We start from the raw sequence: 17,182 nt of genomic DNA, 5'->3' as shown, positions 1-17,182 counted from the left end.
GCCTTGTGATTCACATTTAAAATAGCCCACTCAATCTTTTTTAACCACAAAAAGCAGGTTGGATAATTCCTAATTTATTGCAACTGCAATAGATCTGAATTGGTGAGTATTGAAAATATTAGAATTTGTGGAAGTTTTTGTATAAACAAAAGGCCGAGACCTTTGCAAAATTCCCCCCCCTCCCCCGACAGCCGAAATCCAAACACAAGTTTTCGACTGTTTTTGTTTCAAATATCCACTGACTCTCCTCAAATACCCTCCTAATCCTCCCCGGACACCTGATAATCAGGCATCCAGCCGCCTTTTAGGCAGCAACAGGCGCACTTAGCCTGTTGGCGGCTTTCAACAGGTTCAAACACATCGCCTTCAGATGGCTTTGCGCACTTACTTTAATCAGCCCGAAATAGGCTGCCCGGGCGTAGCGGAATTTACGATGCAGTGTACCGAAGCTTTGTTCGACCACATAACGGGTCTTCGACAAATATCGGTTGCGTTTGGTTTGCGCTTCCGACAGCTGATGTTTGCGGTGGGCTTTGCGCATAATACCGTCCAGCAACTGATGCTCTTCCAGATGTTGCCGGTTTTCCTTGCTATCGTAGCCTTTGTCGGCATAGATGGTCGTACCTTCGGCTATCCCTTCCAGCAAAGGCGACAGGTGTTTGCACTCATGGGTATTGGCGGGGGTAATGTGCAGTTTCTCGATATAGCCTTCCGCATCGGTACGGGTATGTTGTTTGTAACCGAGTTTGTAGAGGCCGTTTTTCTTTATCCAACGGGCATCGCTGTCTTTACTCGGTGTGGTTTGGCCGCTGACTTGTCCTTCTTCATCGACTTCTATGGCCTGGCGCTGTTTGCTGCCGGCGGTCTGAATAATGGTGGCGTCAATGATGGCGGCGGATGCTTTCTCTACTTTTAGGCCTTTTTCGGTCAATTGTCGGTTGATCAGTTCCAGCAATTCGGACAGGGTGTCGTCTTGCACCAGCCAGTTGCGGTAGCGGCATAAGGTGCTGTAATCGGGAATGCTCAGTTCGTCAAAACGGCAAAACAGGTTGAAATCGATGCGGGTGATGAGGCTGTGTTCGAGTTCGGGATCGGAGAGGCTGTGCCATTGTCCGAGCAGGACGGCTTTGAACATGGACAACAGGGGATAGGCAGGACGGCCGCGGTGGTCTCGGAGGTAACGGGTTTTTTGACGATTCAGGTATTGTTCGATCGGTTGCCAATCAATCACCTGATCCAACTTCAATAGTGGGAAACGGTCGATGTGTTTGGCGATCATGGCTTGGGCGGTTTGCTGGAAGAAGGTGCTCATGAGAAATCCCCTAAATGTCTTGATGGGAATTTAGGAGATTTGGGGGAATTTTGCAAAGGTCTCAGGCCGTCTGAAAACCTGTTTCAGACGGCCTTTAAACCATTATGACGGCATTCGTTTATGATTGGTCGATGGTTTTATCCAGTCCTTGGGTCAGGCCGTTGATGTTGCCACCATTCAGTCCTAACTCTTTCAAGAGACCGTCAACCAACGGGGCTTGGCTGCGGTAGCGCAGGGCACTGTTGACCATTTGATCTGCAAGGCTGGCTTGTGTGGTTTGGCCGTCTGAAACACCTTCCGCACCGTTTGCACCACCGGCAAAGCCACCCAGACCATTGACCTGCAAAATCTTGATGTCTTCGATTTTTTCCATTGGGCGGACGGATTCGCGGATGATGTCCGGCAGGTGTTTTAAGAGGGCAAGGCGGACTTGCATTTCAACCTGTTCAACGCTCAGGACGTTGGCAGCTTCGTTCACAGCGCGGGTACCTTCGGCGTCAACCTTGTATTGTTGCTCTTGCGCTTGCGCCAACAGAATCTTGGCATCGGCTTCACCTTTGGCTTGAAGGCGTTGTTTCTCGGCTTCGGCTTCGGCGGCGATACGCACGGCTTCAGCGCGGTCTTGTGCAGCTTGTTTTTCAGCTTCAGCGGCAACAGTGAGCGAAATCGCATCTTTTTGCGCAGCTTCTTCGGCGGCAATCAATTCAACCGCTTTGGCACGCTCGGCGCGTTCGGTTTCGCGTACGGTAATCACGCTCTCTTCTTCGCGAACGGCGGCGGCGCGGGCTTTGTCTGCTTCGGCTTTGGCTTCGGATTCGGCACGCGATTTTTCGGCAACGGCGATGGCGCGGTCTTGCTCGGCCAATTCGATGGCTTTGCGGCGTTCAACCTCTGCCTGCTCAACGGCTTGTGCTTTTCTAATGTCTTCGTTTTTAATGTCGCGTTCGGCGGCGATGCGTTTCAAATCCACTTCGCGTTCAGCGGCAATTTTGGCTTCTTCCGCTTCACGTTTTTTCTGGGCTTCTTGTTCGGCGATGCTGGCTTCTTGTTCAGCACGGCGTACCGAGATTTCGCGCTCTTGTTCGAGTTTGGCGTATTCTTCTTCGCGTGAGATTTTCAGGCGTTGTTGTTCGGCTTCGAGGTTTTTGGTTTTGATTGCCAAGTCGGTGTCTTGTTCGATTTCGTTACGTTTTTTGCGGCGGCCTTCGATGGTTTCGGTCAGTTTGGTCAAACCTTCCGCGTCAAAGGCATTTTGCGGGTTGAAGAACTCAAAGCTGGTTTGGTCTAGGCCTGTCAGGGAAACGGTTTCGAGTTCGAGACCGTTTTTAAACAAGTCTTCGCTCACGACTTGCTGTACTTTCTGAACGAAATCAACACGTTTTTCATGCAGCTCTTCCATCGCCATTTCGGCGGCAACGGCGCGCAGGGCATCAACGAATTTACCTTCGACGAGGTCTTTCAACTCATCGGGAGACATGGTTTTCATACCCAGCGTTTGTGCAGCGGTCGCAATGCTCTCGGCGCTGGGTTTAACGCGGACGTAAAATTCCGCCATCACGTCAACGCGCATACGGTCGCGGGTGATCAGCGCTTGTTGGGCAGCGCGGCGCACTTCAAGGCGCAGTGTATTCATGTTGACGGGGATAATTTCGTGCAATACGGGCAGCACCATCGCACCGCCGTTCATAATGACTTTTTCGCCACCAAAACCGGTGCGGACAAATGAGACTTCTTTGCTGGCACGGCGATACAGACGGGTCAGGATGAGGCCGAGTACAAACAGCGCGACGAGTATGACGCCGGCGATAGTGCCGATGGAGACCAAATTCATGGTTTTTCCTTTCTTCTTGTTAATATGCCTTTGGGGGCGGTGGATTCAGAAGGCTTTGAGAGAAAGAGGCCGTCTGAAAGGGTTAAAAATATGGGTTGAAATAATAGGGGGGCTAATTGTTATTTCAAATTTCTAGATAGTGAGGATAGGGCGGTAAAGTATCTATTTTTCCCGTATCGATAAATCAGCGGTTTCAGACGGCCTTAATCTACCAAGCTGCCGCTCGGATTCAAAATCGCCTTAAATGTATTTCCGTTCAACGACACCAGCAATACCGCATCTCCTTGTTTTAATACATCTTCAGAGTCAGGCTCTGCCATCACATAATGCTGTTGGCCGTAAGCATCTTTCACGCGCACTTGCGCCGCATTGCCTACCCGAGCTTCGCCCAATACCACCGTGCCGACGCGGCCGATTAAACTTTCCTGCAAAACGGCAGTGGTTTCATCTTTCGGCATAATTTTGTACAAACCACTAGCCGTCACGCGCACCAAGGGTAGGGAAATAAACCAAACGATGACTGCAGCCAGCGTGCCATTCAGATAACTGCCGAATACAGTGGCAAAGGCCGTCTGAAACAGATAACCCGTCAATCCGTATACAGCAAGGAACACCACCATCAACATCAATACCGGGATACGTCCGACATACAGCCAGCTCAGGAAACGCACGAATATGCCTGCATCCGCCACATCCAATCCGACCTCGGCGTGCGCGGTTTCGGTCAGACTGTCGGGCAACAGGTTGTCCAACCAGTCGCTGATACCGCCTGCCAGCATGGAAATGACTTCCAACACACCGAGCAAAACCATCAGCGCAATGGCAATGCCGAAGATTTCAGTTTCGGGGGCGTTGATTAAATTCCACATATTGCATTTCCTTATTCTTTTTAATTTTCAGACGGCATATATTTTATTTTAAAGTTAAGCCGATTGGATATGGATATTTTTATTAATTTGTCGTAACTGACAGGATTTTTCCCAATCCGTCATCTTTTTGTTATTGAGGCGTGTATGGTTCTCTTTTTTCAGACGGCCCCGTGAAGATAGAGGCCGTCTGAAACTGCAATTTTCTCAATATGGCTTATGATTTCGCTTTCAATGCTGCCAATCTTTCGGCAATGCGGTTGTTGCGGCTTAAGTCTTCCAGTTCTTTCAGCTTGGCCAACTGCGCCGCATCGGTGCTGCTGTGTACCGAGTTTTGGCGACCCATCACACGGTCGAAGGCATTGCCGCTTTTTTCGGCATCACGGGCAATGCGGTTGAGATCGCTGCCGTTGCTGCCGGCTGTTTTGCCTGTGCCCATGCTTTGCTGTGCGGCACGCCAGTCTTGCAACTGCTGCTGCATCTCGCGTTTTTTCGCCTGCAGGGCGGCGATAAAGCCTTCGAGCTCTTTTTCTTGTGCAGCACAATCGGCAATGGTGTTTTCCAAGATGGGCAGACGCGCTTCGATGTCCATCTGTTCGGCGATACCCGCTTCGGCAAGATCATCGCGACCGGCATCTACGGCGGCTTGCAGATTGGCATCGATGGCTTCGTGGCGGTTGCTTTCGTCGGCCATTTTCTTGGCGGCAAGATGTTTCTGCGCCAACACTTTGCCTAACTCAGCACGCACTTCATCTACTGCCCGCTCGATTTCGCGGATGCTTTCGTTCATTACCGCTTCAGGCGCGAGGTTTTCCGCTGCATCAATCAGGGCATGAAAACCGCCGCTTACCAGACGGCCTACTCGGCGGGATAGGGTTTCGCTCATTTGGATTTTCCTTTCACTAAAATGTGTTTGTTTCATTTGGTATGGCGGCAGTCTTAAACTTCATTTGCCTGCTGCACAATCTTCGCCAGTTTCAAAGTGTTTTCAAGCTGTTGCAATACGCTGTCGTCGTATGCCGCGCCTTTTCCGGTTACGGCGAGTTGCAGGATGCTGTCGGTGAGGCGGACGATGCGCCACATCAGTTCGCGCTCGTATTTTTTCAAATCGTCGAGGTCAGCTTCTTCGGGCAGGTCGGCGGCGAGTGTTGCGCCCAAGTCGGGCAGTTGTTCAAACAAGCGTGCCACGATATGCGAATGCACTCCGGCCTGTTTTTCAGCGTGCAAGATTTCGTGTTTTGCCGCTTGGAAAAATTGCTCCTGCGCCGTCAGTGCAGAGCCGTAATCGCGTGTCTGCGTATGCGCCAAGCGCGCCAGCTTGAGCAATTCGCGGATTTTTTCAGACGGCGTATTCGCACCTTCGATTTTTAGTTCGGCAATAAAATCAGCATCTTCCTGAGTGATGCGCACACTAATTGGGATACGGTTCGTTGCATTCATATTCGTTTGATTTGGTTTGTATTCATTTGAATACAAATATACAAGATGGGATTCTGAGGCGCAATACCTGAAACCGTATATTTATGTAAACATCAGGCCGTCTGAAACTTGATTTTCGGTTTTCAGACGGCCTTTTCCTTTATAATCCGTACATTATTTTCATACACACAGCAGGTTCCCCATGTCCAACAAACCCACACTCCTTCTCGTTGACGGCTCTTCTTATCTTTATCGCGCCTATCATGCTATGGGGCAGAATTTGTCTGCGCCCGACGGTGCGCCGACTGGGGCGATGTATGGCGTGTTGAACATGCTGCGCCGACTGCGGGCGGATTATGTGCACGACTATTGCGCGGTGGTGTTTGACGCGAAGGGTAAGAATTTCCGCCACGAGATGTTTCCCGACTATAAGGCGACGCGTCCGCCGATGCCGGACGATTTGCGCCCGCAGGCGGAAGCCTTGCCGGATTTGGTGCGCCTGATGGGCTGGCCGGTATTGGTGATTCCGCAGGTGGAAGCGGACGACGTTATCGGCACGTTGGCGGCGATGGCCAGTGAAGCAGGGTGGAACGTGGTGGTGTCCACCGGCGATAAGGACATGGCTCAGTTGGTGAACGAACGCGTGACGCTGGTGAACACGATGAGTGGCGAGACGCTGGATATTGAAGGCGTGAAGGAAAAATTCGGCGTGCGCCCCGACCAAATCCGCGATTATCTCGCGCTGATGGGCGACAAGGTGGACAACGTGCCGGGTGTGGAAAAATGCGGCCCGAAAACCGCGGTGAAGTGGCTGGAAGCCTACGGCTCGCTGGCCGGCGTGATGGAACACGCTGGCGAAGTCAAAGGCAAGGTCGGCGAAAACTTGCAAGCCGCTTTGGAACAACTGCCGCTGTCGTATGATTTGGTCACGATTAAAACCGATGTGGACTTGCACACCGAGCTTTCAGACGGCCTTGAAAGCCTGCGCCGTACTACGCCTAAATGGGCGCAGCTGGTTGTCGATTTCAAACGCTGGGGCTTCCGCACTTGGCTGAAAGAGGCGGAAAGCCGTATGCACGAAGCGCAAAACACTGATTTGTTCGGCAGCGAGCATATCGGCGAACAGGCCGCATTGGTGATGGAAACACAGCCTGAAAAACAACCCGAACTCGCCCCAGCCCCTGAAAAACTGGATTATCAAGCTATTACCACCGAAGCGCAGTTTGCCGCTTTGTTGGACAAACTGGAGCAGGCGGACACAATCGGCATCGATACGGAAACCACGTCATTAGACGCGATGAACGCCGCGCTGGTCGGTATCAGCATTGCGTTCCAAACAGGTGAAGCGGTTTACATCCCCGTAGGACACAGCCTGACTGCCGCGCCAGAACAGCTCGATTTACAAGACGTATTAGGCCGTCTGAAATCACATTTGGAAAATCCCGCCCTGAAAAAAATCGGGCAAAACCTCAAATACGACCAACACGTTTTCGCCAACTACGACATCGCCCTGAACGGCATTGCCGGCGATTCCATGCTCGCTTCCTACATTATCGAGAGCCATCTGGGACACGGCTTGGACGAGTTGTCCGAACGCTGGCTCGGATTGGAAACCATTACCTACGAATCATTGTGCGGTAAAGGCGCGAAGCAAATTAGTTTTGCCGACGTCGCCATCGGGCAAGCGACCGAATACGCCGCCCAAGACGCCGATTTCGCCTTGCGCCTCGAAGCGCACCTGCGCGCGCAGATGGACGTCAAACAGCTTGAAATGTATGAAAAAATGGAGCTGCCCGTCGCGCAGGTATTGTTTGAAATGGAACGCAACGGCGTGCAAATCGATCGCACCGAACTCGCCCGCCAAAGCGCGGAACTCGGCGCCGAACTGATGAAGCTCGAACAAGAAGCCTACGCCGCCGCAGGCCAGCCGTTCAACCTCAACTCGCCCAAACAGCTGCAAGAAATCCTGTTCGACAAAATGGGCATCCCCACCAAAGGCCTGAAAAAAACCGCCAAAGGCGGCATTTCCACCAACGAAGCCGTGCTCGAACAGCTCGCGCCCGACTACCCCCTGCCCAAAATCATCCTGCAAAACCGCAGCCTGGCGAAACTGAAATCCACCTACACCGACAAACTGCCCGAAATGATTTCGCCCAAAGATGGCCGCGTGCATACCACCTATGCCCAAGCCGTCGCCATTACCGGCCGCCTTGCCAGCAACAACCCCAACCTGCAAAACATCCCCATCCGCACCGCCGAAGGCCGCCGCGTGCGCCGCGCCTTTACCGCACCGCAAGGCAGCGTCATCGTTTCCGCCGACTATTCCCAAATCGAGCTGCGCATCATGGCGCACCTCTCCGGCGACAAAACCCTGATTACCGCGTTCCAAAACGGCGAAGACGTACACCGCCGCACCGCCGCCGAAGTATTCGGCATCGCTCCCGAAAACGTCTCGTCCGAACAACGCCGCTACGCCAAAACCATCAACTTCGGCCTCATTTACGGCATGGGCCAATACGGCCTCGCCAAATCGCTGGGCATAGACAACCTGTCCGCCAAAAACTTTATCGACCGCTACTTCGCCCGCTATCCCGGCGTCGCCGAATACATGCAGCGCACCAAAGAACAAGCCGCCGCGCAAGGCTTTGTCGAAACCCTGTTCGGCCGCCGTCTCTACCTGCCCGACATCCACAACAAAAACGCCAACGCCCGCACCGGAGCCGAACGTGCCGCCATCAACGCCCCCATGCAAGGCACCGCGTCCGACCTCATCAAACGCGCCATGATAGACGTGTCTCGTTGGCTTTCAGACGACCTCTTGCAAAGCAAACTGATTATGCAGGTGCATGACGAACTGGTGCTGGAAGTCCCTGAAGCCGAACTGGATTTAGTGAAAGAAAAACTGCCGCAGATTATGGCGAAAGTGGATGAAGGAATGTTGAAAGTGCCACTGGTGGCAGAAGTAGGCGTGGGGATAAATTGGGAAGAGGCGCATTGAGGAAATGGGTATGTATTTTAATCGCTATGTGTTTGATTGTTATCTGCAAACTGATTCAGCAAGAGAAACTAAAAACTTCTTTGAAAATTTATCTGTATGGGTAAAAGAAGAAAAATGGAAGGAAATATACTCTTACTTATTTAAGCAAGGATATACACAGGAAAGCGAAGGTTATTGGATAGAAACTTTTGTCTTTATACAAGACCTATTAGCAAATTTTTCAGATTGGGAGAGTGCTGAGAATATCGAGCAGGCAATTGAAGAGTTTGAAGGATTTGTTGATTCTTTTCTTGCTGAAAGTGATAAAAAGGAATGTAGGGACAAATTGGCATGGTTAGATGGAATTTCATTGTTTTTGTATCTAAAAGACCCTGAACATTATATTCCGTATTTTTTTACTAACCGGTTTTTCTTGTTGGAAAGAGTTTTCCAGTCATTTGATATACCTTTTCCAATGCCGCCAAGTAAACAGAAATACCATGATCGTTTCCTTTACTATGGAAATTTATGCCGAGAGATATACGAATTTCGGAAAAAATATTCATTAGACTATATAGAATTAAATTGTTTTCTATATGATTTTTCGTTAAAAACCCTACCTGACTTTATCAATACCGATGAATTGCCTGATGCAATCAATATTTATATCAGCGGAGGAACCAAAGAGGATACAGATCTATTAAGGAGTAATGGAGAAAAATATCAAACTTTTTGGCAGGGAAATCCGCAAACGAAAATAGGGGATATTATTTTATTGTATAGTTTGTCCCCGTATAGTGGATTGACGGCTATCTTCCGCGCAGTATCTCCTACCTACTATGATCCATTTAGTTACTATCCTGAACGAGTTTGGGTAGGCTTTCCCATAGTCATTCCGACGATTCATTTATCTGAATTGAAAAGTAACCCAGTTTGGAAAGAAAAAGGTTTGGTTAAAGCCAATATGCAAGGAGTGAATGGAAGGGAATGTACATCAGATGAATACAATGCAATCATAGAGATATTGAAATCTAAAAACTTTGATGTTTCTATACTGCCAAAATTACCGTTTTTAGATGAGCCCGATTTTAGAAATTTAAGTAATGAGCGGGATGTAGAAATTACTTTACTTGAACCGTTGTTGAAACAATTAGGGTTTGATGAAAATGATTGGCTAAGGCAGATGACTTTAAGAATGGGGCGTAATGATCGTGTTTTTCCTGATTATGCCCTATTTGCAAATGATCGACGTGGAGAAGAGAGCGCCCGATTTATTTGGGAAGCCAAATATCGTATTGCTAATGAAAGACAGTTAAAAGATGCCTTCCTGCAGGCAAAGTCTTATGCTTTGCGTTTGGGGTGTGATGGCTTTGGCTTGGTTGCGCTTGAAGGGGTATGGATTTCAACTCGGCAAGATGACTTTAAGTGGGAGCGATTGAAAAAGTTTTCTTGGAGTGAATTGAAACAAAAAGAAAATTTTTCAAGATTGACAGGATTGGCAGATAAACGTGTATTGATTAAATAGTTGTAGGTTGAATTCAAAACATATCCGAGGTCGTCTGAAAACCTTTCAAGGTTTTTAGACGATGTTGTATTCGGCATTATTAGATTTTAAGAATTTGATTTAATGGCAACCCCATTTTAATGAGTGTAATTAAAAAATAGTTATGGTATCGAAAATAAAAAATGAATAAGACTGGGAATATAAGATGAAATTGTTACTCGCTTGTTTTTTAATAGCTGTTGTTATTGTTTTTTTCAAACTTATGCGACGGAGTGTAGGTAAAAGAACTGCGCCTGATTCTATTCAAGCTATTACTCAGTTGGCAGAAGAAGGAAATGTCCAGGCTCAATATGAATTAGCTGGGTTATATTGTAATAAAGAGCCTAAAGATTATCGAAAGGCAGTGCATTGGTATATGAAGGCAGCAGAGCAGGGATATCTTGATGCGCAATGCCTTTTGATAATGGAGTATTCGAGGTTTTTGACCAATCGGGATTATGAGCAGTTGAAACAGTGGCTGCATGCAAAGGCAGAGAATGGAGATGGGAGAACTAAATTTTCTTTGGGAAAGCTGTATTTGGAGCTGTCAGATTATGAACAGGCATTGTATTGGTATCGTCTTGCCAGTAGCCAGGGATATGGCCCTGCTGATTGCCAAATAGGAACAATGTACGAGTATGGAATAGGTGTTCCTCAAGACTATAAACAGGCAGAAGAATGGTTTATTAAAGGTGGGCCATATGGGGAGCCTCGATGGCACTTGTTTATGATGTATTCTCGTATGGCAAGTGAAGGAGATATAGAGGCTCAATACAAATTGGGTTTGCAGTATCGATACGGTGGAAGTGTAGATCGAAGTGATTCTTCTTTTGGTATTGATTATAAGCAGGCACTGTCTTTGTTTCGTAAATTGGCGGAACAAGGGCATGCCGATGCTCAGTTTCAATTGGCTCAGATGTACAATTGGGGAGAAGGGATAACGCAAAATGATGTGTTGGCGATTTATTGGTATCGTAAAGCGGCAGAGCAGGGGGTTGCATCGGCTCAGTTTTGCTTGGGTACTAAGTATAAACTTGGCCAAGGTTTTCAACAGGATGACACGCTGGCTCAGGAATGGTTTGAGAAGGCTTATAGTAACGGATATCCTCGTGAGGAGTCTTAAGTTTCAATAAATAGTTGCTCAATTAACCTGACAATATTATTAGGCCGTCTGAAAATCCCTAAATATTTTCAGACGGCCTTTTTCTATTTTTTCCATTTCCTGTATTATTCATATTGATTTAAACACTCTTTCTTGAAAGGTCAAAAATAATGTCGCTCACTTTAAAATCTGTTCTGACCGCCGGTTTGCTCCTTCTTGGATTTCAAGCCGCTGCCCAAGATATTCCGCAAGCGTTTCAAGGCAAATGGGCCGGGCATTATGAAGGGAAGGTATCGCCCAAACATATAAGGGCTTTATGTGCCATGGGTTATGATGAAAACGCTGCTATGGATAATGTCGATGTGTCGGAAGATAGCGGCTTTTATATTGAAATAGGTAAAAAATCAATTGAATTAAACGGTTGGGAATGGGGTGCGAAATATACGAAACTGAATTATCGAATTTACTCACCCGATAAAATTGCAGGTACGGCACGTGTTCGGGAAGAGGAGCCGGAGCAAGGTACGCAGATTTATAACGATAATTTTGAGTTTTCTTTAAACCGAGGCGTACTGACGCAAAGATTCCGTGATTTTTCAACGGACGGCTCAGGCAAAAAAGTTTGGCGGACGCGTACGCTGATGCGTTGCAAATAATATTCGGTAAATCATTGCTTATCTGTTGATGTATTCATGATACATAAAGAAAACATGCTTAAGGCCGTCTGAAAATCCCTAAACATTTTCAGACGGCCTTTTTCTATGCCGATTTTCTATCTTCTATTTGCCGTATGCTTTTATTCTCGGCCTTTTGTCTCTTTTTTTCATCAATAATGTTGCCGGTGTTACAATCGGCATATTCTTATTGTTATCAAACAGGTGTTTTATGCAGTTTTTTGGCCTGCTTATTCCTATTATGATCGGCTATTTTCTTGATGAGATGGCCACGGGCGTGATTATTGGGTCGTTGTTTTGGCTGGTTGCTTGGTCGATTGCCAAACAGCGTCAAGAAGAGCGTTTGGCTGAATCTGCTACGGCAGGCGACAGGATGCAGAAGCTGGAGCAGGAAATCGAGCTGCTGAAACGGCGTTTGTCGGTGTTGGAGCATGAGGCTGTCCGTGATGAGGCGAAGGTGGGGCAGGGGCTTGAGGCTCGGGCTGTTGCTGATGTTCAGACGGCCTCCGAGCCACTTCAGGTTCGGGTTGAGCCTGAGGCGGAAGCTGCGCCTGTTAAGCAGAAGATTGAAGAGGCGTTTGCTCCTTCTTTTTCTATACCTATTAATCCTGTTTCTGCCAAGGCTGCTGCTTCGTCTGAGCCTGTTGTGGAAGAAGTTGTCGAGGCGGTTGCTCCGGTTGTTGCTGAACAAGCAGGGCTGCCTAAGGAAGAGGTTGTTGTTGCTTCGATGCCGTCTGAAAGTGAAGAAGCGCCATCGCGTCAATTCGTTATCCATAAAGATAAGGTGGAAGGCGGAGAGTATAAGTTTTCCGACAATCCGATTGTTGCTTGGTTCTTGCGCGGCAATCCGTTGTTGAAAACCGGTATTGTGGTGTTATTCCTCGGTTTGGCATTTTTGCTGCGCTATGCCTCCGAGCGGGTTCATGTGCCGGTGGAGCTGCGTTATCTGACGGTGGCAGGCGCGGGTTTGGCGGCGGTAGTCGGCGGTTGGAAACTGCAAAGCCGTAAGCGTGAGTATGGTTTGGTGTTGCAGGGTTTCGGCGTGGCGGTGATGTATTTGACGGCGTTGGCGGCGTTGAAACTGCATCCGCTGCTGCCTGTGTCGGTCGTGTTCGGGCTGATGGTGGCGATGGTTGTGCTGATGGCGTGGCTGGCGGTAAGGCAGAATGCGCAGATTATGGCGCAGGTTGCTTTAATCGGCGGTATGGCCGCGCCTTTGCTGACTTCAGACGGCAGCGGCAATTATTTGGTGCTGTTTTCTTATCTTGCCCTGCTCAATGCCGGTGTGGCCGCAATTGCGTGGTTTAAGGCATGGCGTCCGCTGAACCTGACGGGTTTTGCCGCTACTTTTGCGATTGCCGCGCTGTGGGGCATGCGAAGTTATACGCCGCAACATTTCGCCACTACCGAGCCTTTCTTGATTTACCACTGGCTGCTCTATACCTTTATCGCTTATCTGTTTGCACGCCGTAAGCTGACGGAAAACAGCGAAGACAGCGTTACGCCGATTGCCGACAATGCGACTTTGGAGGAGATTGGCAACAGCATTTATACACACGGCCTGCGTGTGCATGTCCTCGACCATACTTTATTGTTTGGCACGATGGCGGCGGCGTTCGGCCTGCAATACCGCATGGTGGAGCATTGGCCGTCTGCGGATGCGCTTTCCGCATTGGGTTTTGCCGCTGTTTACGGACTGGCCGCGCTGCTGCTGAAACGTCATCAGGGTTTGTATATTTTGCGTCAGGCGTTTTTTGCGTTGGCGGTGTTGTTCCTCACGATTGCTGTTCCGCTTTATTTTGAACCGAGCAATACGGTTATCTTGTGGAGTGCCGAATCCGCATTGGTTTATTTCTTCGGTTTGCGCCAACAGCGTCCGCATATCCGTTTGGGTGCGCTGATGGTTTATCTCTTGGCGGCACTGATTCAGCTGGGCAATTATCAGAACTTCGGCACGGATACCGTTCTGGAAGGGCAGTGGTTTACGACGGTTGTGGTGTTGCTTGGCGGAGCGGCGATTTATTTATTGTGGAATTTCTTGCGGCGCGAAGGTTCGGCGCAATGGGAAAAATCCGTTCAGACGGCCGTGTTATCTGCCGCCTTGCTGTACATTTCTATTTTGCCTTTGCTTTTCTTGGCCGACCAAGGCAGCATTGTCGCTCTTTCTGCTTTGGCGGCGGCGTGCGCATTCTGCCGACGCAAACACGAGCCGAATGTATTTATCACATTTGCCTTGGGCAATGTATTGTTCGCCCTGTTGCTGCAAGCCGGTATTATTTATGAATCCCAAGGCTTCCTGAGCCATCTGTACCTTATTGCCGCCACGCCTTTGCTTTTTGCGGCTGCCTACGCGCTGCAATATCCGCGCGTGCCGGTTGCAAGCGAAAAGCCGGAAGGAAACGAGGTTTACTTTGCGCAGGTTTCAGGCTGGATTATCCTGCTTACTGCGTTGGCGACAGGCAGCTACGCCCTTTATATGCAATGGACAGGCGAGGAAACCCTGTTTATCGAGTTGTGGATGTGGCCGATATTTGCCAGCTTACTGCTGTTTGCCAAACGTTTGAAATGGGAAGAGTTGCTGCAGGCAAACTTGGCATTCCTGCCCGTGTTTGCCATGCATTTTGTCTTCTACCATACCGAACACGCATGGACAGCCGCCGCAGCCTTGCCGCTTGTGGCCGCCACCGTGTTGAACTTCATTATTTTGAACAACTATCCGCGCCATGATCTGATTTGGTTGCACAAACTCAATATCACGATACTCGGCGTACTTTGGACGCTTTGGACGGCGCTGTATGTCGGCGAGCGTTTTTACGGCGTTTGGGCGCAGCTTTCATGGCTTGTCGTGCCGTTGGCGATGTGGATTGTTTTCCATACGCAGCGCCAATGCGAATTTTTCAAACGGCATCAAGCCATTTATCAGCATTTTGCTATGCCGTTGTGCGCCCTTGCCGCTGCCTGTTGGATGCTGTGGACCAACTTCTCCACTCCGTTCCAACCTTCGCCGTTGCCGTATATTCCCGTACTCAATCCGGTGGAACTCGCCAGCGCCGGTATACTTTGGTTTGCCCTGAAATCCCTGCCCGAAGCCTTGCCGCCCGACCTTCGCCGTACCACGGCAACCACTGTCTCAGCCTTGGCATTTATGCTGATCAGCGCAGGCGTGATGCGCGTATGGCATTTCTACGACGGCATCACTTGGCGTCTCGACATCATGCTGCAATCCTTCGGCCTGCAAGCCAGCCTGTCTGTTGTTTGGGCAGTAACCGCCATCATCTTGATGGTACTCGGCAACCGTCGCAAACAGCGTTCCTACTGGATGACAGGCGCGACGCTGATGGGCATCGTGGTCGTCAAACTCTTCCTAATCGAGCTTTCCAATAGCGGCGGTATCGAGCGCATTGCCTCCTTCATCATCGTCGGCTTGCTGCTGCTTCTGGTCGGTTGGTTTGCACCCGTTCCGCCCAAAGCAGAGAATGATGGCGAACCTAAAGCCTAATCATTAATCTTCAAAAGAAAAAGGCCGTCTGAAAAAGCAGCGTTATCTGTTTTCAGACGGCCTTTATTTTTTAGAAGGTACAATCTGCTTTGTTCTGGCATGTCTAATTGTATTGGGTTATGATGCCTTTTAATATGTAAATGGATAAGCCGTGGCCGTCTGAAAAAAGAAAACGGGTGCACCCCGAATATCCGCATACCACGCATGATGCGCCCGACAGACTAGCCATGGATGGACACATAAAGATAAAAACCGCTACCGGAGAAAATAGAAAATGCCTAACCGCAATGAGCTTCCCTTAATTTATTCTTGTTCCGGATGTTCCGATGTGGCGCAGCTGGCCAACAACACAGCCGTGGCGCTAGACCATGCCGGAGAATTTGAAATGTCGTGCATTTCCGGCGTGGGCGGCAAAGTCGCGCCGTTGGTGCGCAAAGCGCAGTCCGGACGGCCGATGTTGGTTATTGACGGCTGTCATCTGCATTGCGCTAAATCGTGTTTGGAAAATGTGGGCGTTGAAATCCCGGAAGGGCATCATGTGAAACTATACGAACTGGGCTACAAAAAACGCTTTGGCAAAAGCTATGACGAGGCTACTGTAGAAGAAGTTTATCAATATGTTTTGACGAAGAAGGGCGATGTATTGAGCAGTTAACGACTTTTATTTGCCTGATTGTCCCCAGAATATCGGTTGAGAATCTAAACCATGGGACTGTAAGTTTTACATATACATGATTTGGAACATGAGACAATAAAAATTTTAGGCCGTCTGAAAACCTATTTAATTTTCAGACGGCCTTTATTTTTTAAAAGTTGTATAGAGTATATGATCTGCCATCTGTCTTATCTTAGCATGCTTCAAACGATTTCTTAAAGAAGAAATTTCTTGATTAAATTAACTAATTCATAGTATATTTTTACATAAATTAATATTGTTGACAAAATCGACAATGTTAATCAACATATTAAAAATTTCTTTAGTCATTATTATATGTATTTAAGATTGCAAGGAGAGTGTGGAGTCTGAAGTATGTTACCTGACACATTGAGTTTAGGGTGTTTGGGACAACTATTTCTCAGATACTTCGTGCAAACACTACCTGCATACAAAAATTTAAATTTAATCAAGAGGAAACAATCCATGGAACAATTATTTATTCCCGGCAGCATTATTGCCGATTATTTTTATCTCGGCCTTTTCTTGCTGGTTGCTGCGTCTTTAATTGCGGGTTACGTTGATGCTATTGCGGGCGGAGCCGGGCTGATTTTGATTCCCGCATTTTTGATGGTAGGTTTACCGCCGCAGGTCGCGTTGGCACAGGAAAAATTGGTGAGTACCATCGGTACGGTGGCTGCGATTAAAAACTTTATGAAGAGCAGTTCGATCGTATGGCATATTGTGCCGGTTGGTATTGTTGCGGCTTTAATTGGGGCATTTGTCGGTGCAAAAGTCATTTTGATTCTTCCGGTGGAAACCATCAATTACATTATTCTTGCGTTTTTGCCCATAGGCTTGCTGGCAACTTTGTTCAAAGGCGTTTTGCTGAAAAAAGAAGACGAGCGTGGCGAGATAAAAAAATCCGTTATCGCCGTATTTTTAACTTGTCTGATTGTTGGTTTTTATGATGGTTTTTTCGGACCGGGCACGGGCAGTATTTTCATCATTGCTTTGTTTGTCATTAACAAATTGTCGTTGTTGCAGGCTTCGGCTACTTCCAAGATTTTCAATTTTGCTTCTAATATCGGGGCATTTGTTGCTTTCTTGATAGCAGGGAAAATGGCGTTCCTAATCGGAATCCCGATGATTTTGGCAAATTTGTTGGGTAACCATTTTGGCAGCCTCCATGCTATCAATTCAAACGGGGAAGTTATTCGTAAGGTTTTGGTCGTAACGGTTTTGCTGATTATCGTTTCAATGGCATATAAGGCTTTTTCGGCTTAATAGGTAGATGTTAAAAG

General features: G+C 48.3%; 12 protein-coding genes. 7 read left to right on the top strand and 5 right to left on the bottom strand.

Features of this window, described 5'->3' with window-relative positions:
* Nucleotides 1–304: 304 nt before the first annotated feature.
* The 5 genes from CYJ98_RS08140 to CYJ98_RS08120 all read right to left on the bottom strand — a co-directional run bounded on the left by CYJ98_RS08140 (nucleotide 305) and on the right by CYJ98_RS08120 (nucleotide 5,449).
* The gene (locus CYJ98_RS08140) at nucleotides 305–1,312 is read right to left on the bottom strand and encodes an IS5 family transposase (protein ID WP_107696763.1); all 1,008 of its coding nucleotides are present in this window, start codon (nucleotides 1,310–1,312) and stop codon (nucleotides 305–307) included.
* Nucleotides 1,313–1,430: 118 nt separating this feature from the next.
* Complete coding sequence (locus CYJ98_RS08135; protein ID WP_101756092.1) at nucleotides 1,431–3,143, bottom strand: flotillin family protein; 1,713 nt, start codon at nucleotides 3,141–3,143, stop codon at nucleotides 1,431–1,433.
* A 203-nt stretch (nucleotides 3,144–3,346) separates the two neighbouring features.
* The gene (locus CYJ98_RS08130) at nucleotides 3,347–4,012 is read right to left on the bottom strand and encodes a YqiJ family protein (protein WP_101756091.1); all 666 of its coding nucleotides are present in this window, start codon (nucleotides 4,010–4,012) and stop codon (nucleotides 3,347–3,349) included.
* A gap of 214 nt (nucleotides 4,013–4,226) precedes the next feature.
* Nucleotides 4,227–4,895, bottom strand: coding sequence for a PspA/IM30 family protein (locus CYJ98_RS08125; protein ID WP_101756090.1), 669 nt, complete (start codon nucleotides 4,893–4,895; stop codon nucleotides 4,227–4,229).
* A 53-nt stretch (nucleotides 4,896–4,948) separates the two neighbouring features.
* A complete protein-coding gene (locus CYJ98_RS08120) occupies nucleotides 4,949–5,449 on the bottom strand; it encodes a hypothetical protein (protein ID WP_049331682.1) in 501 nt (166 codons plus the stop codon).
* Between the two features lie 181 nt (nucleotides 5,450–5,630).
* Here CYJ98_RS08120 and polA point away from each other — a divergent pair, with 181 nt between their 5' ends.
* The 7 genes from polA to CYJ98_RS08085 all read left to right on the top strand — a co-directional run bounded on the left by polA (nucleotide 5,631) and on the right by CYJ98_RS08085 (nucleotide 17,165).
* Entirely contained in the window at nucleotides 5,631–8,426 is a 2,796-nt protein-coding gene (polA, locus tag CYJ98_RS08115) for a DNA polymerase I (RefSeq protein WP_101756089.1), read from the top strand.
* 10 nt (nucleotides 8,427–8,436) lie between these two features.
* Nucleotides 8,437–9,930 (top strand): hypothetical protein, encoded by a 1,494-nt coding sequence (locus CYJ98_RS08110; protein ID WP_101756088.1) that lies wholly within the window; start codon nucleotides 8,437–8,439, stop codon nucleotides 9,928–9,930.
* 184 nt (nucleotides 9,931–10,114) lie between these two features.
* Complete coding sequence (locus CYJ98_RS08105; protein WP_101756087.1) at nucleotides 10,115–11,071, top strand: tetratricopeptide repeat protein; 957 nt, start codon at nucleotides 10,115–10,117, stop codon at nucleotides 11,069–11,071.
* Between the two features lie 149 nt (nucleotides 11,072–11,220).
* A complete protein-coding gene (locus CYJ98_RS08100) occupies nucleotides 11,221–11,706 on the top strand; it encodes a hypothetical protein (RefSeq protein ID WP_101756086.1) in 486 nt (161 codons plus the stop codon).
* A gap of 229 nt (nucleotides 11,707–11,935) precedes the next feature.
* A complete protein-coding gene (locus tag CYJ98_RS08095) occupies nucleotides 11,936–15,223 on the top strand; it encodes a DUF2339 domain-containing protein (protein ID WP_101756085.1) in 3,288 nt (1,095 codons plus the stop codon).
* 274 nt (nucleotides 15,224–15,497) lie between these two features.
* Nucleotides 15,498–15,878 carry a putative zinc-binding protein gene (locus CYJ98_RS08090; protein ID WP_003748129.1) on the top strand — a complete coding sequence of 127 codons (381 nt, stop codon included), beginning with the start codon at nucleotides 15,498–15,500 and terminating at the stop codon, nucleotides 15,876–15,878.
* Between the two features lie 486 nt (nucleotides 15,879–16,364).
* The gene (locus tag CYJ98_RS08085; protein WP_003748132.1) at nucleotides 16,365–17,165 is read left to right on the top strand and encodes a sulfite exporter TauE/SafE family protein; all 801 of its coding nucleotides are present in this window, start codon (nucleotides 16,365–16,367) and stop codon (nucleotides 17,163–17,165) included.
* The last annotated feature ends 17 nt before the right edge of the window (nucleotides 17,166–17,182 follow it).

Origin of the sequence: Neisseria perflava (assembly GCF_002863305.2) — a bacterium.
GTDB classification, from domain to species: Bacteria; Pseudomonadota; Gammaproteobacteria; order Burkholderiales; family Neisseriaceae; genus Neisseria; species Neisseria perflava_A.
Note: the sequence above shows the minus strand (reverse complement) of the source record. Positions and strands in the feature narration are given on the sequence as shown.